This is a genomic window from Actinomadura luzonensis (assembly GCF_022664455.2).
Lineage (GTDB): Bacteria > Actinomycetota > Actinomycetes > Streptosporangiales > Streptosporangiaceae > Nonomuraea > Nonomuraea luzonensis.
Map to the genome: position 1 here is coordinate 4669092 of NZ_JAKRKC020000001.1, position 20311 is coordinate 4689402.

At 74.3% G+C, this 20311-nt stretch carries 13 protein-coding genes and 2 pseudogenes; 7 read left to right on the forward strand and 8 right to left on the reverse strand.

From position 1 onward, the window contains the following. Together MF672_RS22280 and MF672_RS22285 are read right to left on the reverse strand one after the other, a co-directional pair. Positions 1-1191 carry an SGNH/GDSL hydrolase family protein gene (locus MF672_RS22280; protein ID WP_242382169.1) on the reverse strand — a complete coding sequence of 397 codons (1191 nt, stop codon included), beginning with the start codon at positions 1189-1191 and terminating at the stop codon, positions 1-3. After that, positions 1188-3803, reverse strand: coding sequence for a beta-galactosidase (locus MF672_RS22285; protein ID WP_247815386.1), 2616 nt, complete (start codon positions 3801-3803; stop codon positions 1188-1190). Before MF672_RS22285 ends, MF672_RS22280 begins: the two co-directional genes overlap by 4 nt. A gap of 109 nt (positions 3804-3912) precedes the next feature. On the opposite strand from MF672_RS22285, the gene MF672_RS22290 reads away from it, so the two are divergent. From MF672_RS22290 to MF672_RS22320, 7 genes are read left to right on the forward strand one after another with little or no spacing between them, the layout of a single operon-like run. Further along, positions 3913-4932, forward strand: a complete 1020-nt coding sequence (locus tag MF672_RS22290) for a LacI family DNA-binding transcriptional regulator (protein WP_242381409.1) — start codon at positions 3913-3915, stop codon at positions 4930-4932. Positions 4933-4937: 5 nt separating this feature from the next. Beyond that, positions 4938-7004 (forward strand): beta-galactosidase, encoded by a 2067-nt coding sequence (locus MF672_RS22295; protein ID WP_242381426.1) that lies wholly within the window; start codon positions 4938-4940, stop codon positions 7002-7004. Between the two features lie 21 nt (positions 7005-7025). Continuing rightward, positions 7026-8351, forward strand: coding sequence for an ABC transporter substrate-binding protein (locus tag MF672_RS22300; RefSeq protein ID WP_242381410.1), 1326 nt, complete (start codon positions 7026-7028; stop codon positions 8349-8351). Next, entirely contained in the window at positions 8348-9253 is a 906-nt protein-coding gene (locus MF672_RS22305; RefSeq protein WP_242381411.1) for a carbohydrate ABC transporter permease, read from the forward strand. The genes MF672_RS22300 and MF672_RS22305 overlap by 4 nt, the downstream gene beginning before the upstream one ends. Continuing rightward, entirely contained in the window at positions 9250-10089 is an 840-nt protein-coding gene (locus MF672_RS22310; RefSeq protein ID WP_242381412.1) for a carbohydrate ABC transporter permease, read from the forward strand. The genes MF672_RS22305 and MF672_RS22310 overlap by 4 nt, the downstream gene beginning before the upstream one ends. Before the next feature lie 30 nt (positions 10090-10119). Further along, entirely contained in the window at positions 10120-12435 is a 2316-nt protein-coding gene (gene yicI / locus MF672_RS22315) for an alpha-xylosidase (protein ID WP_242381413.1), read from the forward strand. Further along, complete coding sequence (locus tag MF672_RS22320) at positions 12432-13823, forward strand: GH1 family beta-glucosidase (protein WP_242381414.1); 1392 nt, start codon at positions 12432-12434, stop codon at positions 13821-13823. The genes yicI and MF672_RS22320 overlap by 4 nt, the downstream gene beginning before the upstream one ends. A gap of 3 nt (positions 13824-13826) precedes the next feature. Here MF672_RS22320 and MF672_RS22325 read toward each other — a convergent pair whose 3' ends face one another. The 6 genes and pseudogenes from MF672_RS22325 to MF672_RS51460 form a co-directional block, all read right to left on the reverse strand. Then, positions 13827-14657 carry an SAM-dependent methyltransferase gene (locus tag MF672_RS22325; protein ID WP_242381415.1) on the reverse strand — a complete coding sequence of 277 codons (831 nt, stop codon included), beginning with the start codon at positions 14655-14657 and terminating at the stop codon, positions 13827-13829. A gap of 112 nt (positions 14658-14769) precedes the next feature. Then, entirely contained in the window at positions 14770-15399 is a 630-nt protein-coding gene (locus MF672_RS22330; protein WP_242381416.1) for a nitroreductase family protein, read from the reverse strand. 46 nt (positions 15400-15445) lie between these two features. Further along, positions 15446-16487, reverse strand: a pseudogene (locus MF672_RS22335) (globin domain-containing protein). Next, positions 16473-16772: pseudogene (locus MF672_RS22340) on the reverse strand (RrF2 family transcriptional regulator); the annotation flags it as partial. The pseudogenes MF672_RS22335 and MF672_RS22340, both read right to left, overlap by 15 nt. Before the next feature lie 98 nt (positions 16773-16870). After that, positions 16871-17974 carry a glycoside hydrolase family 53 protein gene (locus tag MF672_RS22345; protein ID WP_242381417.1) on the reverse strand — a complete coding sequence of 368 codons (1104 nt, stop codon included), beginning with the start codon at positions 17972-17974 and terminating at the stop codon, positions 16871-16873. 10 nt (positions 17975-17984) lie between these two features. Next, a complete protein-coding gene (locus MF672_RS51460; protein ID WP_302893248.1) occupies positions 17985-20231 on the reverse strand; it encodes a beta-galactosidase in 2247 nt (748 codons plus the stop codon). Positions 20232-20311: the final 80 nt, after the last annotated feature.

Sequence of the window (20311 nt, forward strand, 5' to 3'; positions counted from 1 at the left end):
CTACCGCGTGAACAGCTCGGCGGGGACGGCGGCGGCCAGCGCCGCGTACCCGGCCGGGCTCAGGTGCAGGCCGTCGCCGACGTCGAAGGCCGCCCGCAGCCGCCGCGGCTCGGCCGGGTCGCGGACGGCGCGGTCGAAGTCGAGCACGGCGTCGAAGCGCCCGCCGGCGCGGATCCAGTCGTTGACCGCCTGGCGGGCCGCCTCGCGTGAGCCGTCGGGGTCGTCGTAGTCGTTGCCGCCGAACGGGGTCAGCGTCGCCCCGTAGACGATCAGGCCGCCGGCGTGAGCGCGGGTCACGATCTGCTCGTAGCCGGCGATCAGGTCGGCGGCGGCGCGCTTCTGGGCGGCGGGGGCGGCCCCGGCGGTGCCGAGGTCGTTGACGCCCTCGAAGACGATCAGCCAGCGGGCGCCGCTGCGGGCCAGCACGTCGCGGTCCAGGCGGGCCAGCGCGCTCGGGCCGAGGCCGTCGGCGAGCACCCGGTTGCCGCCCGCCGCCTGGTTGGCGATGGCCGGGGCGGCCTCGCCGAGCCGGTCGAGGAGCCGGTCGTAGAGCTGGTCGGGCCAGCGGTCGTTGCCGTTGGTCGTGGAGCCGCGGCCGTCGGTCAGCGAGTCGCCGAGCAGCACCAGCGCGGAGGTGTCCGGCCCGGCCCACACCTCGGCCGCGCCGAGCAGGTACCAGTGGTCCACGGGCGTCGCGCCGGTCAGCTCCGCGGCGTCGCACTGGTCGCCGGGCGCCAGGTGGGAGGTCGTGCGGGAGCCCGGGTGGGCGGTGACGGCGGCCGAGCGCTGGCCCTCGGCGAGGTGGATCGTCACGGTGACGACCGAGGCGGGCGCGAGCGGCAGGTCCACCGGGTCGGACACCGCCTGCGCGCCCGGCGGGGCCACCACCGAGGGCCGCCCGGAGAACGTCACCGGCCGCGAGGTGCCCGGCTCGATCGCGCTCCCGCCCGCCCGGCCGCCCGCCGGCAGGGCCACGGTGAGCCGGGTGACGGGCAGGGGCGCGCCACCGAAGGCGTTCGACAGCCGCAGCCGCAGGCGGGGGCCGCCCGCCGAGACGCGGACGGTCTGCCGCAGGGTGGCGCCGGCCAGGACGGGACGGCCGCCGCCGCCCCCGTACGGCGCGGGCGGCAGGTCGGCGGGCTCGGCCCGCTGGGGCATGGCGGTCCAGGTGTCCACCCAGTGGCCGCTCATCGGGCATCAGCTCCCGTCGTGAGGGTGGTGCGCGGGACCGGCACGAACGTCGCCGCCCGCAGCGCGGGCGGGCCGAGGTGGGCGCGGGCCGCCGGGGAGATGTGGACGGGGGCGCTCTCCGGCGCGTTCCCTTGAGCGCCGCCCGCGCCGGGCAGGGCGCCGGGGAGGGCGCCGGGGAAGGGCAGCAGGCGCAGCTCGATCGCGCCGTGCTCCAGCAGGGCGCGGCGGTGGCGGCGCAGGCCGATCTCCCACGGCGGGCCGTGCCAGAACCGGTCCGCGACCAGCCGCCCGCCGATGTAGGCGCGGCCGGCGTCGCCGGTCCAGTCGAGCCGCAGCAGCACCTCGTCGCCGGTGGCCAGCAGGCGGGCGGGGACGGGGACGCGGTGCACGGCGGCGTGCGCGAAGTCGGCGTCCACCGGCGCGGAGGCGCGGCCGGAGGCCGGATCGACGACGACCGCCCGGGGCGGTCCGGCCGCCGCCACCTGCTCGGTCACGGCGGCCTCGGGCTCGCCGGCGGCGGGCGCGGGCAGCACCACGGCCGAGAAGACACCGTCGGCCGCCCCGGCAGCGACGCCCGCCCCGGAAGCGACGCCCGCCCCGGCAGTGACGCCCGCCCCGGCAGTGACGCCCGCCCTGGCAGTGACCTCCGCCCCCACAGCGGCGCCCGCCCCGGACACGCCTCCGGGCTCGGGCGCGGCGGCGGCGGTCAGGGCGGTTCCGGGGAGGGGCGGGAAGACGCGCAGCCGGTCGCCGTCGCGGCCGCCGTACAGGACCAGCCGGTCGCCGTCCGGGACGAGCGGCCGGTCGCCGAGCAGCAGCCGGTCCGCGCCGCCCAGCCGGGCGCGGGTGGCCGAGAGCGCGCTCTCCTCGGTGAGCACCAGCACGTGCCCGGCCGCCCCGCCGGGGGCGACGACGCGCAGCAGGCAGCCGGTCCCGGGACGCAGGTCGCGTACGACCAGGTCGGCGCCGTCCCGCTCCACCACGGCCGCGCCCTCGGCGCCGGGCCCCTCGACCCGGGCGGCGCCGTGCAGGGTCAGCTCGACCGGCAGGCCCGCGACCTGGGCGAGCACCATCACGGGCCCGTCGAGCGTGCACACCGGCTGGGCGGTGGCCGTCACGCGGAGGCCGGTGCCGCCGAGCGGCCGGGCGAGCGGCCAGGCGAAGTACGCCCCCGCCGGCACGGTGACGGGCCGCCGCGGCAGCACGAGGGAGCGCTCCCCCGCCGGCGACCGGCCCAGCGTCACGCCGAACCGCACGCCGGGCCGCGCGGGCAGCGGCTCGCCGGGCCGGTGGTTGTTGACGAACAGGAACCCGGAGTCGCCGTCGGAGCGCACCGCCCACCGGACCGTGTCCCGGTCGGCGGGGTCGGCGGGCGCGCCGGGCGGCATGGTGAGCGTCATCGGGGCGAGGTCGGCGCCGTCGGAGGCGAGCCACAGGTGCTGCAGCCGCAGCCGGTGCCAGGACTCGCGGAACTGCCCGTACTGGCCGAGCGGCGCCTGGAAGTCGTAGTCGACGAGGGGGCAGTCGTTCGGGTAGCCGGTGGCGTGCGACTCCTGGAGGCCGGGGAGCTGGGCGCCGCCGTGGTAGAGGTAGTAGCCCTGCCAGACGGACCCGCTGCCCAGCTTGACCAGGGCGAGCGCGGCCACGTCCGCGGCGGTGACGAGGGGCCGCCGGTGGTAGGCGGTGAACATGCCGCCGCCCAGCTCGCAGGTGGCGAACGGGTAGCGCGCCAGGTGGTCCTCGCCTGCCGAGCCGCCTGCCGAGCCGCCTGCCGAGCCGCCGGTCGAGCCGCCGGTCGAGGGCGATGAGCCGGCGCGCAGGTCGGCGCCGATGGAGTCGTCGTCGCGGCCGGGGCCGAAGAAGTAGTGGGCGCGGCTCTGCTCGGGCGGCCCGTCGTGGGCGGTGTCCCAGGCCGCCTCGGGGTAGCCGCCGAACACCGGGATCACCTCGTCCTCCGGCAGCCGCGCGTGCCCCCAGCCGGTGGCGGTCCACAGCGGCGCGTCGATGCCGCACGCGCGGGCCAGCCGTTTGAGGGTGAGCAGGTGGCCGGGGCGGTCGTGCAGCTCGTTCTCCAGTTGCACGGCGACGACGGGGCCGCCGTCGCGGCGCAGCAGCCCGCGCAGCCGCTCGCCGATCTGGGTGAAGAACGCGCGGACGAGCGCCAGGTAGCGGGGGTCGTCGGTGCGGAGCGCGCAGCCGTCGGCGAGCAGCCAGTCGGGGAAGCCGCCGTTGCGCGACTCGCCGTGCGCCCACGGGCCGGCGCGCAGCACGACGTCCAGCCCGGCCTCGGCGCAGAGCGCGACGAAGCGGCGCAGGTCGCGGTCGCCGGTCCAGTCGAAGGCGCCGCGCCGCGGCTCGTGGGCGTTCCAGAACACGTACGTGGCCACGGCGGTGACGCCGCCGGCCCGGATCTTGAGCAGTTCCTCGCGCCACTCGGCCGCCGGGTGACGGGCGTAGTGGAACTCGCCGCTGACCGGGAACCAGGGCCGCCCGCCCCGCCACAGGTGCCGGGAGTCGGCCGTGACGGCGTCAGGGGCGGCCGGGTCCTCGCCCATGGCGAGGTGGCCGCGCAGCGGCGGCCCGGCAGGGCCGGGAACGGTGAGGGTGAGCACGCGGCTGATCGTAGCCCGGTTTCAGGTCGTCCGAATTAACGCCATTGACATCTCCACAAAACGGACTTTAGGTTGTGCGAAACGTTTCGACAACCCCCGTCGGAGTCTGATGTCCTCCCTACGTGACGTGGCCGAGCGGGCCCAGGTCGCGGTCAGCACGGTCTCCGCGGCGCTCAACGGCACCCGCCCGGTCGCCCCCGCGACCAAGCGCCGCATCGAGCAGGCCGCCGCCGAGCTCGGCTACCGCCCGAACCTGCTCGCGCGCGGCCTGCAGAGCAAGCGGACCCGGATCCTGGCGCTGCTGTTCCCGGCTCCGCGCAGCGGTTTCGGCCTGACCGAGATGCAGTTCGCGACCGGCGCCGCCGAGGCGGCCAAGGAGCTGGGCTACCACCTGCTGCTGTCGCCGGAGAGCGCCGAGCCGATCGACGAGCTGCGCCACATCACCGGCCTCGGGCTGGTGGACGGCGTGCTGCTCATGGAGGTGCGGATGGACGACGAGCGGACGGAGTTCCTGTCCGCGGCGGGGGTGCCGTTCAGCATGATAGGGCGGACCCGCGACCCCGGCTCGGTGGACTACGCCGACATCGACTTCGCCGCGACCGCCCGCGAGGCGGTGGCGCACGTGAGCGGCCTCGGCCACCGCACGCTGGCCTTCTTCAACCTCTCCACCGACCTGTACGCCGACGGCTACGGCCCGGCGACCCGGATGGGCGAGGAGTTCGCCGCCGCCGCCCGCGAGGCGGGCCTCGGCTACGTGGACGGCTTCCGCCCCGGCTCGGCCGAGGAGGGCAGGCAGGCGTTCGACCGGCTGCTGGAGCTGCACCCGGAGGTGACGGCGCTGGCCGTCATGGACGACCACGCCGCGGTCGGCGTGCTCGCGGGCGTGGCGGCGCGCGGCTGGCGCGTCCCCGAGCACCTGACGCTGCTGCTGGTGCTGTCGTCGGCGCAGGCCGCGGCGATGTTCCACCCCCGGCTGACCACGCTGGAGCCGCCGAGCGCCGAGCTGGGCCGGCTCGGCGCCCGCATGCTCATCGACCGGCTGGACGGCGCGGGCCCGCCGCAGCAGCGGCTGGTGCCGTGCCGCCTGGTGCCCGGCGACAGCTCGGCGGCCCCGAGGAGCGGCGCGTGACCGGGATGCGGCGGCTGACGGAGGGCCGCGGCCTGCTGTTCGGCGGGGACTACAACCCCGAGCAGTGGCCGGAGGAGGTCTGGGCCGAGGACGTCGAGCTGATGCGGGCCGCCGGGGTGAACCTGGTGACGGTCGGCGTGTTCAGCTGGGCGCGGCTGGAGCCGGAGCCGGGGGCGCGCGACTTCGGCTGGCTGGACCGGGTGATGGACCTGATGGCGGGGGCCGGCATCGCGGTGGACCTGGCCACCCCGACCGCCTCGCCGCCGCCCTGGCTGGGGCACCGCTGGCCGGAGACGCTGCCGGTGGACGCCTCCGGGCACCGGCTCTGGTGGGGCTCGCGCAACCAGTTCTGCCCGTCCTCGCCGGTCTACCGGGAGCGGGCGCTGGAGCTGGTGAGCGACCTGGCCGCCCGGTACGCGGGCCACCCGGCGCTGGCGCTGTGGCACGTCGGCAACGAGTACGGCCAGGTCTGCCACTGCGACGTCTCGGCGCAGGCGTTCCGCGCCTGGCTGGAGCGGCGCTACGGCGGCCTGGACGCGCTCAACGAGGCGTGGGGCACCACGTTCTGGAGTCAGCGCTACGCCGGGTGGGAGGAGATCCTGCCGCCCCGCCGCGCCCCCTACATGATCAACCCGACGCAGAGCCTCGACTGGTGGCGCTTCTGCTCCGACGCGCTGCTGGAGCACTTCCGCGCCGAGCGCGACGTGCTGCGGGCGCACACCCCGGACGTCCCGGTCACCACGAACTTCATGGGCCTGTTCAAGCCCGTGAACTCCTGGGCGTGGGCCGCCGAGGAGGACGTCGTCTCCAACGACTGGTACCCCGACCCGGGCGACCCGCTCTCCCCCGCCCGCACCGCGCTCGTCCACGACCTCATGCGCGGCCTGTCGCGCGGCCGGCCGTGGCTGCTCATGGAGCAGGCCACGAACGGCGTCAACTGGCGGCCCCACAACCTGCCGAAGCCGCCCGGGCAGCTCCGGCTGGAGTCGCTGCAGGCGCTGGCCAGGGGCGCGGACGGCCTGTGCTACTTCCAGTGGCGGGCCTCCCGCTTCGGCGCCGAGCGCTTCCACGCCGCGATGGTGCCGCACGCCGGCCCGGAGACCCGGCTGCACCGCGAGGTGCGCGCCCACGGGCAGGAGCTGCGCAGGCTCGCCGGGCTGGCCGGGCAGCCGGTGCCGGCGCGGGTGGCGCTGGTGTTCGGCTGGGAGAGCTGGTGGGCGCTGGAGGAGCGCGGCCGGCCGAGCGACCGGCTCAACGCCGCCGAGCAGCTTCTCGCCTACTACCTGCCGCTGTGGGAGCGGGGGGTGAGCGTGGACGTGGTCCCGCCGGGGGCCGACCTGAGCGGGTACGCGCTGGTCGTCGTCCCGAACCTGTTCCTCGTCGCGGACCGGGACGCGGCGGCGCTGACGGCGTACGCGCGGGGCGGCGGCGTGCTGGTCGTCGGCCCGTTCTCCGGCGTGGTGGACCCGGACGGCCACATCCGCACGGGCCGCTTCCCCGCGCCGCTCCGGGACGTGCTCGGCGCGTCCGGCGAGGAGTGGCTGCCGGTCGAGGGCGAGGTCCGCTGCCGCTGGACCGGCCCCCGGGACGGGCGGGCCGGCGGCCCCCAGGAGGAGCGCTCCGCCGCCCTCCAGGAGGAGCGCTCCACCGCCTCCCAGAACGGGCCGGGCTTCACGGCGGGCACCTGGACCGAGCTGATGGCCGCCGAGGGCGCCGAGCCGGTGGCCGAGTTCACCGAGGGCGACCTGGCCGGCCGGCCGGCGATCCTGCGCCACCGCAGCGGCGACGGGATCGCCTGGTACGTCGCCACCATGCCGGAGCCCGCCGCGCTGGCCGAGGTCGTCGCGCGGGCGCTGGCCGACGCGGGCGTGCGCGGGGCGGTGGCCGAGCTGCCGCCCGGCGTCGAGGCGGTGCGCCGCGGCGAGGTGTTGTTCCTGCTCAACCACGGCTCCTCGGCGGCCACCGTGCCGGTGCCCGGGCGAGCCGAAGACCTTCTCACCGGGGCCGTCACCGAAGGCGGCCCGGTGACGCTGGCGCCCCGCGCCGTCGTCGCGCTGCGCCATCACACCTAGCACCACGTTTGGAGTAATACCGTGCGTAGAAGAACGTTCCTCGCCACGTCGGCGGCCACGCTGTTCCTGGCTGGCTGCGGCGCCGACGACCAGGGCGCGGGAGGCGAGGCCGCGGCCCCGTCCCCGATCTCGGGCGACGAGAACGCCCCCGCCAACCTGGTCTTCTGGAGCTGGGCGGAGAACATCCAGCGCGTCGTCGACCTGTGGAACCGGAAGAACCCGACCCAGAAGGTCACCCTGAGCGGCCAGGCGGCCAGCGACGAGCTGATCGCCAAGTTCCTGACCGCGGTGAAGGCGGGCAACGCCCCCGACGTGCTGCAGGCCGAGTACCAGTCGCTGCCGACCCTCATCACCAACAACGCGCTGCAGGACCTGTCCAGCTCGGTCGCGCCGGTCAAGTCGGCCTTCCCCGAGGGCACCTGGAACCTGACCTCCTTCGGCGGCGCCACCTACGCGGTGCCCGCCGACGTCGGCCCGATGATGCTGTTCTACCGCGCGGACCTGTTCGAGAAGCTGGGCCTGGAGGTGCCGAAGACCTGGGAGGAGTTCGGCGCGCTGGCCGCGACCGTGCGGGAGAAGGACGCCAAGCGCTACCTGACCACGTTCTCGCCGGGCGACGCGGGCTGGCTGGCCGGCTTCGCCCAGCAGGCCGGCGCCAACTGGTGGACCAGCGACAACGGCGCCTGGAAGGTCGCGATCGACGACGAGCCCACCCGCAAGGTGCTCACCTTCTGGGGCGAGCTGGTCAAGTCGGGCGCGGTGCTCGGCGACCCGATGTACACCCCGCAGTGGAACGCTCAAATGAACGACGGCACCATCATCGCCTGGCCGAGCGCGGTGTGGGGGGCGGGCATCCTGGCCGGGGTGGCCCCGTCGAGCAAGGGCAAGTGGAAGATGGCCCCGCTGCCGCAGTGGGGCGCCGGCGAGAACGTCACCGGCTTCTGGGGCGGCTCCTCCACGGCGGTCAGCGCGACCTCGAAGCAGAAGCCGCAGGCGGCCAAGTTCGCCCGCTGGCTGAGCACCGACCCCGAGGCGTTGAAGGTGCTGGTCGAGATCGGCCTCTACCCGGCCGCCACGCTCGGCCAGACCTCCGGCGGCGGCCTGGACGCCGCCCCCGAGTACATGACGAGCCAGCCCGACTACTACGAGTCCGCCTCGAAGATCTCGCAGACCGCGCGCGGCTTCGCGAGCTGGGGCCCGAACACCAACGTCACCTACGGCGCCTTCGAGGACCAGCTCCCGACCGCCGTCAAGAACAAGGCCGACCTGGCGGCCGTGGCGACCCAGGTGCAGCAGGCGAGCGTGGCGGACCTGAAGAAGCAGGGCTACCAGGTCGTCGGCGGATGACCGGCAGCCGGGCCGACCGGGGCAGGAGCGCGGCGCCGTACGCGATGGCGGCGCCGGCCGTCATCCTGTTCGTCGTCTTCATCCTGGTCCCGATCGGGTACGCGATCTGGCTGAGCCTGCACGCCATGCGGGTGCGCGGCGCCGGGTTCGGCATCAGGACCGAGGTGTTCGTCGCGCTGGAGAACTACGTCACGGCGCTGCGGGACACGGCGCTGTTCGCCGCGCTGCGCCACATGCTGGCCTACGGCGTCATCATGGTGCCCGCCACCATGGGCCTGGCGCTGCTGTTCGCGCTGCTGCTGGACGCGCCCCGGGTGGGCGGCAAGCGGGCCTCGCGGATCACGATCTTCCTGCCGTACGCGGTGCCCGGCGTGATCGCGAGCCTGCTGTGGGGCTTCATCTACCTGCCCGCCGTCTCCCCGGTCAGCGCCGCGCTGGAGGCGGTGGGGCTGCCCGCGGCGAACTTCTTCGGCGACGTGTCGGTCTTCTTCTCGGTGGCCAACATCGCCGTGTGGGGGTCGGTCGGCTTCAACATGGTGGTGCTCTACACCACCCTGCGGGCCATCCCGAAGGAGCTGTACGAGGCCGCCCGCCTCGACGGCGCGAGCGAGTGGCGGATCGCGCTGCGGATCAAGATCCCGCTGCTGCGCCCGGCGCTCGTCATGACCTCGGTCTTCACGCTGATCGGCATGCTGCAGGTGTTCAGCGAGCCGGCCACGCTGCGGCCGATGACCAACACGATCACGCAGGACTGGGTGCCGCTGATGCGGATCTACCAGCAGGCGTTCGTGGACAACGACATCTATCTCGGCGCCGCCAGCTCGGTGCTGCTGGCGGGGGCGACGGTGCTGCTGTCGCTGGGCGCCCTGGCCGTCTTCAGGTTCCGGAGGCATGCCCGATGAGCCAGCGTACCAAGATCGTGCCCACGCTCGTGCTGGCGCTCGGCGGCGTGTACGCGCTGCTGCCGCTGCTGTGGGTGGTGATCGCGGCCACCAAGCGGTCGGACGAGCTGTTCACCACCTTCTCCGGCTGGCCCAGCTTCACCGGCGGCTTCTTCGACAACCTCGGGCAGCTCGGCGCCTACGGCGACGGCCGGTTCTGGCTGTGGATGCTGAACAGCCTCATCTACGCGGGCGGCGGCGCGTTCCTGACCGTGGTGATCTCCGTCGCCTGCGGGTACGCCCTGGCCAAGTACCGCTTCGCCGGGCGGAAGCTGATCTTCGCGGCGCTGCTGGCCGGCGTGCTGGTCCCGCAGATCACCCTGGCCATCCCGCAGTACCTGCTGCTGTCGGACCTGAACCTGGTCGGCACCTACTGGTCGGTGATCCTGCCCAGCGTGATCAGCCCGTACAGCATCTACCTGTGCCGCATCTACGCCGAGGCCGCGGTGCCGGACGAGATCCTGGAGGCCGGGCGGGTGGACGGGGCCGGCGAGTTCCGGCTGCTGTGGTCGGTCGGCGTGCCGATCATGACGCCGGGCCTGGTGACGGTGTTCCTGCTGCAGTTCATCGGGATCTGGAACAACTTCCTGCTGCCGTACATCATGCTCGCCGACGACAACCTGTTCCCGCTCACCGTGGGGCTCTACTCGCTGCTCAACCGGGGCGCCTCGCAGCCCGCGCTGTACACGCTGGTCATCAGCGGGTCGCTGCTGTCGATCATCCCGATCATCGCGCTGTTCCTGTTCCTGCAACGCTTCTGGCGGCTCGACCTGGTCGCCGGCAGCGTCAAGGGCTGACCCCTCCCGACTCCCGAGGACGAACAACTCATGAAGTTCAAAGACGGCTACTGGCGGATGCGCCCGGGGGTGCGGGCGTCGTACGCCGCCGCTGCCCACGACGTGACCGCGGACGCCGCCTCGCTGCGGGTGCTCGCGCCGACCCGGCCGATCACCCGCCGCGGCAACACCATCGACGGCCCGGTGCTGCGCGTGGACGTCTCCTCGCCGATGCCGGACGTGATCCGGGTCCGCACGGTGCACTTCGCCGGGTCGGTGCCGGACTCCCCCGTCTTCGAGGTGCGCGACGAGGCCCCCGGCGTGGAGATCTCGGTGGACGCCGGGCACGCCGGCCTGACCAGCGGCGCGCTGAGCGTGCGGCTGCGCAGGGACGCGCCGTGGGAGATGACCTTCAGCGCCGGCGGCCGGGAGCTGACCCGCAGCGACGGCAGGAGCCTCGGCGTCATGGAGGACCGGGACGACCGGCACTTCCTCGTCGAGCAGCTCCGGCTCGGCGCCGGGGAGCTGGTGTACGGGCTCGGCGAGCGCTTCGGCCCGCTGGTGCGCAACGGGCAGACGGTCGACATCTGGAACGACGACGGCGGCACGACCAGCGAGCTGGCCTACAAGAACATCCCGTTCTACCTGACCAACCGCGGCTACGGCGTGTTCGTCAACCATCCCGGGCGGGTGTCGTTCGAGGTGGGCTCGGAGACGGTGTCGCGGGTGCAGTTCAGCGTCGAGGGCCACGACCTGGAGTACCTGGTCATCCACGGGCCGACGCCGGCCGACATCCTGCGCCGCTACACCGCGCTGACCGGCCGCCCGGCGCTGCCGCCCGCGTGGTCGTTCGGGCTGTGGCTGTCCACGTCGTTCACCACCGACTACGACGAGGCCACGGTCGCCTCGTTCGTGGACGGCATGGCCGAGCGGGACATCCCGCTCAGCGTGTTCCACTTCGACTGCTTCTGGATGCGGCAGTTCCGCTGGTGCGACTTCGAGTGGGACCCGGAGGTGTTCCCCGACCCGGAGGGCATGCTGCGGCGGCTGAAGGAGCGCGGGCTGCGGGTGTGCGTGTGGCTGAACCCGTACATCGGGCAGGCGTCGGCGCTGTTCGAGGAGGGCCGGCGCCTCGGCCACCTGCTGCGCCGCCCGGACGGCACGGTGTGGCAGGACGACCACTGGCAGGCGGGGCGGGCGCTGGTGGACTTCACCTCGCCGGCCGCCCGGGAGTGGTACGCGGGCAAGCTGCGCGGGCTCATGGACATGGGGGTGGACGCGTTCAAGACCGACTTCGGCGAGCGCATCCCGACCGACGTGGTCTACGCCGACGGCGCCGACCCCGAGCGGATGCACAACTACTACACGCTGCTGTACAACCGGACCGTGCACGACGTGCTGGCCGAGCGCGGCCAGGCCGTGCTGTTCGCCCGGTCGGCGACGGTGGGCGGCCAGCGGCTGCCGGTGCACTGGGGCGGCGACTGCGAGTCCACCTACGAGGCGATGGCCGAGTCGCTGCGCGGCGGGCTGTCGCTCGGCCTGGCCGGGTTCGGGTTCTGGAGCCACGACATCGGCGGGTTCGAGGGCATGCCGGACCCGGCGGTGTTCAAACGGTGGGTGGCCTTCGGGCTGCTGTCGTCGCACAGCCGGCTGCACGGCAGCGGGTCCTACCGGGTGCCGTGGCTGTTCGACGAGGAGTCGGTGGACGTGCTGCGCGCGTTCACGAAGCTGAAGGCGCGGCTCATGCCCTACCTGTACGGCGTCGCGGCGCGGGCGGCGGCGGAGGGCCTGCCGGTGATGCGGGCCATGCAGCTGGAGTTCCCCGGCGACCGGGCCTGCGACCACCTCGACGCGCAGTACATGCTCGGGCCCGACCTGCTGGTCGCGCCGGTGCTGTCGGGCGAGGGCGAGGTGTCGTACTACGTGCCGGCCGGCGAGTGGACCCGGCTGCTGGACGGCGAGGTCGTCACCGGGCCCGCCTGGCGGACCGAGCGGCACGGGTTCGACAGCCTGCCGCTGCTGGTGCGGCCGGGCGCGGTGCTGCCGGTGGGGGCGCGCGAGGACCGGCCCGACTACGACTTCGCCGACGGCGTCACGCTTCAGGTGTACCGGCTCGCGGACGGCGAGGCGCGCACTGTTACCGTTCCCACCGTGGACGGGGGCATCGGCGCGGTCTTCGCGGTGTCGCGCGCCGGCGACCGGGTGCGGGCCCGCCGGGTCGAAGGGGCGCCCGCGCCCTGGAGCCTGCTGCTCGCCGGGGTCCGCGAGGCCCGGCACGCGCGGCTGGAGAGCGTCCCCGGCGGCGTGCGGGCGGCCGCCGGCCCGGACACGGAAGAGATCGAGATCATCCTTGAAGGAGCAGCATGACGACCTTCCCCGAGAGCTTCCTGTGGGGCACCGCCACCGCCGCGTACCAGGTGGAGGGCGCCTGGAACGAGGACGGCCGCGGCCCGTCCATCTGGGACACCTTCTCGCACACCCCCGGGCTGGTCGCGGGCGGCGACACCGGTGACGTGGCCTGCGACCACTACCACCGGCTGGAGGAGGACCTGGACCTGCTGGCCGGGCTCGGCGTGGGCGCCTACCGGTTCTCGATCTCCTGGCCGCGGGTGCAGCCGGGCGGGACGGGCTCGCTCAACGAGCCGGGCGCGGCGTTCTACGACCGGCTGATCGACGGCCTGCTCGCCAGGAACATCGCCCCGGTGGCGACCCTCTACCACTGGGACCTGCCGCAGGAGCTGGAGGACGCGGGCGGCTGGCCGGCCCGGGACACCGCGCTGCGCTTCGCCGACTACGCCCGCCTGATGGGCGAGCGCTACGGCGACCGGGTGGACACCTGGATCACCCTGAACGAGCCGTGGTGCTCGGCCTACCTGGGCTACGCCTCCGGCGTGCACGCCCCGGCGCGCACCGACCCGGCCGCCGCCCTGGCCGCCGTCCACCACCTCAACCTGGGCCACGGCCTGGCCGTGCAGGCGCTGCGCTCGACCCCGGCCGCGGACGCGAAGATGTCGGTCACGCTCAACCTGCACCACGTGCGCGGCGTCTCGGAGGCCGACGCGCCCGCGGTGCGCAAGGCGGACCTGCTGGCGAACATGGCCTTCCTCGGGCCGATGGTGGAGGGCGCCTACCCGCGCGAGCTGTTCGAGGTGACCTCCTCGGTGACCGATTGGGCGTTCGTCCGCGACGGCGACGAGGCGACCGCCCGCCAGCCGCTCGACGTGCTCGGCGTCAACTACTACAACCCGACGCTGGTGCGGCACTGGGACGGCTCGGGGCCGAAGGAGACCGCCGACGGCCACCAGGACGGGGCCGCCTCGCCGTGGATCGCCTGCGAGGACGTCGAGTTCGTCAGGCAGCCCGGCCCGTACACCGAGATGGGCTGGAACATCGACGAGACCGGCCTGACCGAGCTGCTGCTGCGGCTGCGCCGCGACTACCCGGACCTGCCCACCATGATCACCGAGAACGGCGCGGCGTTCCCCGACCCGGCCGGGCCGGACGGCGTGGTCCACGACGCCGACCGGGTCGACTACCTGCGCCGGCACCTGTCCGCCGTGGCCGAGGCCATCAAGGGCGGCGCGGACGTGCGGGGCTACTTCGTGTGGTCGCTGATGGACAACTTCGAGTGGGCGCACGGCTACGCCAAGCGGTTCGGCATCGTCCGCGTGGACCGCGCGACGATGGAGCGCACCTGGAAGGACAGCGCCCACTGGTACCGCGACGTGGTGGCCGCCGGCAAGCTGCCGGAGTAGCCCCTACGGCTTGCGTCCCACGCCGCCGACGAAGGTGTGGTAGGTGATCCCCGGAGTGGCCTGGTCGCTGTCGTCCGGCCGCCACTCCGGGAGCGGCACCAGGCCCGGCTCCAGCAGCTCCAGGCCGTCGAAGCAGGCCAGGATCTCCTCCCGGGTGCGCCAGCGGCCGGTGCCGAGATGTTCGTTGAACAGCTTCTCGGCGCCGGCCGCCTGCTCGGCGATCTCGGGGAGGGCGGCGCCCGGGTTGTGGAAGTGGGAGATCACCACGTGGCTGCCGGGGGCGAGCCGGGCCACCAGGCGGGCCACGATGCCGGCCGGGTCCTCCTCGTCGGCCAGGTGGTGCAGCAGCCCGAACATCAGCAGCCCCACCGGCCGGTCGAGGTCGATGAGGGCCAGCACCCGCGGGTCGGCGAGGACGCGCTCCGGCTCGCGGGCGTCGCCCTGCACGACCGCGGTGGTGTCGTCGCCGGCGAGCAGCGCCCCGCCGTGGACCTGCACGATCGGGTCGTGGTCGACGTAGACGACGTGCGCGCCTGGCGCGACCGACTGGGCGATCTCGTGCACGTTGCCCTGGGTCGGCAGGCCCGAGCCGAGGTCGAGGAACTGCCGGACGCCGGCTTCGCCGGCGAGGTGGCGGACGGTGCGCCGCAGGAACTCCCGGTTGGCCCTGGCGGCCTCCGGCGCGTCCGGCGCGATCTTCAGCGCCAGCTCGGCGACCTGCCGGTCGACGGCGTAGTTGTCCTTGCCGCCCAGCATGTAGTCGTAGACGCGCGAGACGCTCGGCTTGCTGGTGTCGATTCCCTGCGGCGCGCTCTCCTGCTCGCTTGCGGGCACTGACGGCTCCTTGGGGGTGCGGGGGGACTACGCCGGTGATCTTAACGGGGCCGGCCGGAGAACGTGAGCCTTCATCGCGAATCGGCCGGCGCGTCACCAGGAGGGCGGCGCCTCACCAGGAGTCGACGTGCAGCACCTCGTCGAGCGGCTGACGGCGGGCGGGGCGGAACGTCTCGCCCGTGTAGTAGGCGGTGGGCATGAGCACGCCCTGCCGGACGTTCGCCGGGATGCCGAGCAGGTCGGCGATCTCGCTCTCGTACACCAGGTGCAGGCTCGTCCAGGCGGTGCCGAGGCCGCGGGCGCGGGCGGCCAGCATGTAGCTCCACGCGGCCGGCAGCAGCGACCCCCACAGCCCCGCCTGGTTGCCCTCGGGCAGCCGCGCCGCCTCGATGCAGGCGATCACCAGGACCGGCACGTCCCCCATGTGCTCGCCCAGGAAGGCGGCGCTGTCGGAGACCCGCCGCTGGGTGGCCGCCCGCTCCGGGTCGTCCTGGAACAGGTCGCCGGCCGAGGAGCCCGAGCCGAGGTAGGCGCGGGTGGCCCGGCCGTAGTAGTCGCCGACCGCCTTGCGTTTGTCCGGGTCGGTGATCACGATCCAGTGCCAGCCCTGGCTGTTGCCCCCGGTGGGGGCCTGCAGCGCGATCTCCAGGCACTCGCGCACGAGCTCCATCGGGACCGGCCGGGTCAGGTCGAGGCGCTTGCGGACGCTGCGGATGGTGGTGAGCAGCTCGTCTGGGGTCATGGGCCCATCATGTCAACTCCCGGCGCGCCGCCCCGGGAGGCGCGGCTCAGGCGGCCGCGAGCCAGAGGTCGGGGCCGAAGACCTCGTAGTGGATGTCCTGGGGCGCGACCCCGGCCCTGATGAGCCGGCCGCGGAGCGACCGCATGAACTCCACCGGCCCGCGCATGTAGACCACCGCCCCCTCGGGGATCGGCACCCCGTCCAGGTCCATGAGGCCGGAGCGGGCGCCTTCGAGGGCTGCGGTCGGCGTGCAGCAGCAGCACCTCGCGGCGGTCGCCGGTGCGGGCCAGGTGGCTCAGCATGGCGGCGATCGGGGTGCCGCCGATGCCGGCCGAGACGAGCACGAGCGGGGCGTCGCCGGCCTCCAGCGTGACGTCGCCGAAGGGCGCCGACAGGGTCAGCTCGTCGCCCTCGCGGACGGTGGCGTGCAGCAGCGCGGAGACCTCGCCGCCGGCCACCCGCTTGACCGTGAGGCGCCGCAGGCCGCCCTCCTCGTCCGACACGCTGTACTGGCGGAGCTGGTGCACGCCGTCGGGCATGCGGACGCGGACGCTGACGTACTGGCCGGGCAGCGCGGGCGGGACGGGCTCGCCGCCGAGCGGGCGCAGCAGCAGCAGCGACACGGTGTCCGCGGTCTCCTCGCGGCGCTCGGCCACCTGCCAGGTGCGCCAGGTCCGGCCCTGACCGGCGCCCGCGGCGGCGTACAGCGGGGCCTCGATCGCGATGAGCGCGCCGGCCATCAGCCAGTAGACCTCGTCCCAGGCGGCGGCCACCTCGGGGGTGACGGCGTCGCCGAGCACCTCGGCGATCGCGCCGAACAGGTACTTGTGGACGACGACGTACTGGTCCTCGGTGACGCCGACGGCGGCGTGCTTGTGCGCGATGCGCGACAGCAGCGCGACGGGACGCTCGTCCGGGCGCTCCAGGAGCAGGGTCGCGAAGGCGGCGATGGAGCCGGCCAGGGCGCGCCGCTGCTCGCCGTTCCGCTGATTGCCGCGGTTGAACAGGCCGTCGAGCAGCTCGGGGCGGTCGGCGAACATCGCGTCGTAGAACCGCGCGGTGATGGTGTCGAGCTGGGCCCGCCGCAGCGCGCCGCGTAGCCGGCAGGCGGCCCGCAGCGGGCAGGGCACGGCGTCCTCGCAGCCCGCCACGTCCGCCGTGCCCTCCAGCTCGCGGACGATGCTCCCGACGCTCGCGCCGCGCCCGCGCGCCGAGAGCTGCGTCCCGCCGCCCCGCCCCCGCCGCGCCTCCACCAGCCCCAGCTCGCTGAGCCTGGCCACGGCCTTGGCCGCGTGCGTGTACGGGACGGCGAGCGCGTCGGCCACCGCCCGCGTGGTCAGCAGCTCGTCGCCGCCCGCCACGGCCAGCCGCATGACTCCACGGTATGCCGCCCGCCCGCCTCCCCACGCCCGCCCGGCGCCGCCCCAGGGCGCCGGTCGGACGGGGCCGGTCAGAGAGGGCCGGTCACCGGTCAGACGTGGCCGAGCACGGCCATGGCGGGCAGGGCGCGGTCGGCGTAGTCGAACAACGCCTGGTTCTCCCAGGCGTTGCCGGAGGACGGGTCGGCCGGGTCCCAGCCGTTGCCCTTGACCCCGGTCCAGGTGGCCTCCCAGGTGAACAGGCCGAGGCCGAGCCCGCCCGGCACCTGGCGGACGACGCTCGCCACCTTCGCCAGCATCGCGGCCTGGCCCTGCGGGGTGGCCGGGTAGCCGGCGTACGGCTCGGGCGAGGTGATCAGGTTCTCCCAGCCGTCGTCGTCGGCGGTGGTGAAGGGGTAGGCGGTCTCGGCCACGACGATCGGCTTGCCGTAGCGGGCGGCGACGTCGTTGAGGTTGGCCTGGAAGGACTCCAGCGAGCCGTGCCAGTACGGGTAGTACGACACGCCGATGACGTCATGGCGGATGCCGTTCGCGGCGGCGTTGTCGAACCACCACCGGTACAGGCCGTTGTCGCCGCCGTTGGCCAGGTGCAGCACGACCCTGGTCGCGGAGGAGACCTCCTTGACCGCGTCGTAGCCGGAGTTGAGCAGCGCGGCGGTGTTCGCCCAGTTCGCGTTGGAGCCGTCCGGCCACAGCAGGCCGCCGTTGATCTCGTTGCCGACCTGCACCAGGTCGGCCGTGGTGCCCTGGCGGCGCAGCGCATCGAGCACGTCGTAGGTGTGGTCGTGGACGGCCCGGCGGAGCTGGTCGAAGCTCAGCGCCTCCCAGGCGGCCGGCTTGTACTGCTTGCCGGGGTCGGCCCAGGTGTCGGAGTAGTGGAAGTCGACCAGCAGCTTCAGCCCGTACGCCTTGGCGCGCCTGGCGACGGCGAGCACCTGGGTCTTGGTGTTGTAGCCGTCGGCCGGGTTCACCCAGACCTTCAGCCGGATGTGGGTCAGCCCGGCCTGGGCGAGGATGCGCAGGGGGTCGCCGCGGCGGCCGAGCGCGTCGCGGTAGACGCCGCCCAGGGCCTCGGACTTGGCGAGGCTGGAGACGTCGGCGCCGCGGATCGGCAGCCGCGCCTGGGCCTGCGCGGGGGCGGCGGCCAGGGCGGCGGCGAGTAACAGCAGGGACAGGGTGGCCAGGAGGCGTCTCATGCGGGTTCTCCTAGGGTTGGGGGGTTTCCTCGACGACTGTGACGGCGCCGGCCGCGACGGTGACCCGGCCCTCGCAGCGCGCGCCGTCGAGGACGCTGACGCCGCGCACCCCTTCGACCGTCACCGGCTGGTCGCCGTGGTTGATGAGGAACAGGTGGCGGCCCCGGCGGATCAGTTCGAGGGTGTCGGGCAGGCCCCGGGGACGGGTGACGCCGGCGTGGTCGAGCACCTGCGCGAGCAGCCCCCGCAGCCCGGCACCGCTCCCAGGGACGGGCATGGTGGCGGGGGCGGGGGCGTCGGCAGGGGCGGGGGCGTCGGTCGGGGCGGGGGCGTCGGCAGGGGCGTCGGTCGGGGCGGTGGCGAGGTACCAGGCGGTGCCCGCGCCGAGGTCGTGGCGGGTGAAGGCGGGGTGACCGGCGTCCGGGCCCGTGGCGAAGGCCCGCACCGTCACCGCGCCCGCCGGCCGCACCCGCTCCGACCACACCCGCGCCGGCAGCAGAGCGCCCGGAGAGACGGCACCCGCCGCCGAGCCCGCAGCGCCGCCCGACGGCGCCGAGGGGCCGCCCGACAGGGCCGAGGGGCCGCCCGACAGGGCCGAAGGGCCGCCCGACAGGGCCGAAGGGTCGGCCGGTGCGGGCGTGGTGTCGTCTGTCGGGGGCGTGGTGACCGGGGCGGTCAGGTGGACCAGTTCGCCGGCGCGCAGCGGGTGGAACTCCTCGATCGACAGGCCGAGCAGCTCGCGCAGCGCGCCCGGGTGGGCGCCGGGGTGGATGGTGTCGTGCTCGTCCACGATGCCGGAGAAGTACGACACGAGCAGGTGCCCGCCGGCTTCGACGTAGCGGTGCAGGTTCTTGGCGCCGGCTTCGGTGAGCAGGTACGAGGACGGCGCCACCACCACCCGATATCCCGAAATATCGGCGGAAGGGTGGACGAAGTCGACGGTGACGTGCTCCCGCCACAACGCCTCGTAGAAGGCGTCCATCCGCTCGCGGAAGGCCAGGTCCACCGACGGCCGCCAGTCCAGCTCCAGCGCCCAGTACGACTCCCAGTCCCAGACCAGCGCCACCTCGGCCCGCACCCGGCTGCCCCGCACCCCGGCCAGCCGCCGCAGGTCGGCCCCCAGCCGCACCACCTCGCGCCACTGCGCGGAGCCGGTCCCGGCGTGCGGCACCAGCCCGGAGTGGAACTTCTCGGCCCCGAACCGGGAGGCCCGCCACTGGAAGAACAGCACGCTGTCGGAGCCGCGCGCCACGTGGGCGAGGCTGTTGCGGCGCATCTCGCCGGGACGTTTGGCGAGGTTGCGCGGCTGCCAGTTGACCGCGCCCGCCGAGTGCTCCATGAGCATCCAGGGCGCGCCCCCGGCGACGGAGCGCGCGAGGTCGGCGGACATGGCGAGGTCGATGTGGTTGTCGGGCTGCTCGGCGCGCAGGTAGTGGTCGTTGGCGACGACGTCCAGCTCGCGGGCCCACCGCCACAGGTCGGTGGACTTGCAGTTGACGGTGCCGGCGAAGTTGGTGGTGACGGGCAGGTGCGGGGTGAGCTCGCGCAGGATGTCGCGCTGGAGCGCGTAGTGCTCGCGGTGCTGGCCGTCACTGAAGCGGGCGTAGTCGAGGCGCTGGGCGGGGTTGACGACGGTGTGGTTGAAGCGGGGGGCGTCGATCTGGTCCCAGGCGGTGTAGGTCTGGCCCCAGAAGGTGGCGCCCCAGGCGTCGTTGAGCGCGGACAGGTCGCGGTAGGTGGCGCGGAGCCAGGCCCGCCAGGCGGTGACGCTGTGCTCGCAGTAGCACTCGCCGAGCGGCGCGCCGTACTCGTTGTGCACGTGCCACATGACCACGGCGGGGTGGTCGCGGTAGTGCGCGCCGAGCGCGCGCACCACCCGCGCGGTCGCCTCGCGGAAGGCGGGCGCGCTGGAGCAGGCGCTCTGCCGCCCGCCGAACCCGATGCGCACGCCCTCCCTGGTCACCGGCAGCACGTCGGGGTGCGCGGCGACGAACCAGGCGGGCGGCGCGGCCGTGGGCGTGGCCAGGTCGACCGAGATCCCGCCGGCGTGCAGCCGGTCGAGGATCTCATCCAGCCAGCCGAACGTGTAGCGCCCCTCCTCCGGCTCCATCAGCGCCCACGAGAACATCCCGAGGCTGACCAGGTTGACCCCGGCCTCGCGCATGAGGGCCACGTCCTCGTCGAGGACCTCGCGCGGCCACTGCTCCGGGTTGTAGTCCCCGCCGAAGGCGAGGCCGGCCGGACGCTCCGGATACATCCATCCCCCTTGGAAAGCTTCTGTGAACGTGCACAGTAATCCCATTCCGGCCGCCAAGGGAACAGCCCCCGTCGATCAGC

Bases quoted from the DNA above. Each gene is read 5' to 3' on its own strand.
- MF672_RS22280 (WP_242382169.1), bottom strand. From the start codon at position 1,191: ATGAGCGGCCACTGGGTGGACACCTGGACCGCCATGCCCCAGCGGGCC.
- MF672_RS22290 (WP_242381409.1), top strand. From the start codon at position 3,913: ATGTCCTCCCTACGTGACGTGGCCGAGCGGGCCCAGGTCGCGGTCAGC.
- MF672_RS22295 (WP_242381426.1), top strand. From the start codon at position 4,938: ATGCGGCGGCTGACGGAGGGCCGCGGCCTGCTGTTCGGCGGGGACTAC.
- MF672_RS22305 (WP_242381411.1), top strand. From the start codon at position 8,348: ATGACCGGCAGCCGGGCCGACCGGGGCAGGAGCGCGGCGCCGTACGCG.
- MF672_RS22310 (WP_242381412.1), top strand. From the start codon at position 9,250: ATGAGCCAGCGTACCAAGATCGTGCCCACGCTCGTGCTGGCGCTCGGC.
- yicI (WP_242381413.1), top strand. From the start codon at position 10,120: ATGAAGTTCAAAGACGGCTACTGGCGGATGCGCCCGGGGGTGCGGGCG.
- MF672_RS22320 (WP_242381414.1), top strand. From the start codon at position 12,432: ATGACGACCTTCCCCGAGAGCTTCCTGTGGGGCACCGCCACCGCCGCG.
- MF672_RS22330 (WP_242381416.1), bottom strand. From the start codon at position 15,399: ATGACCCCAGACGAGCTGCTCACCACCATCCGCAGCGTCCGCAAGCGC.
- MF672_RS22345 (WP_242381417.1), bottom strand. From the start codon at position 17,974: ATGAGACGCCTCCTGGCCACCCTGTCCCTGCTGTTACTCGCCGCCGCC.
- MF672_RS51460 (WP_302893248.1), bottom strand. From the start codon at position 20,231: ATGTATCCGGAGCGTCCGGCCGGCCTCGCCTTCGGCGGGGACTACAAC.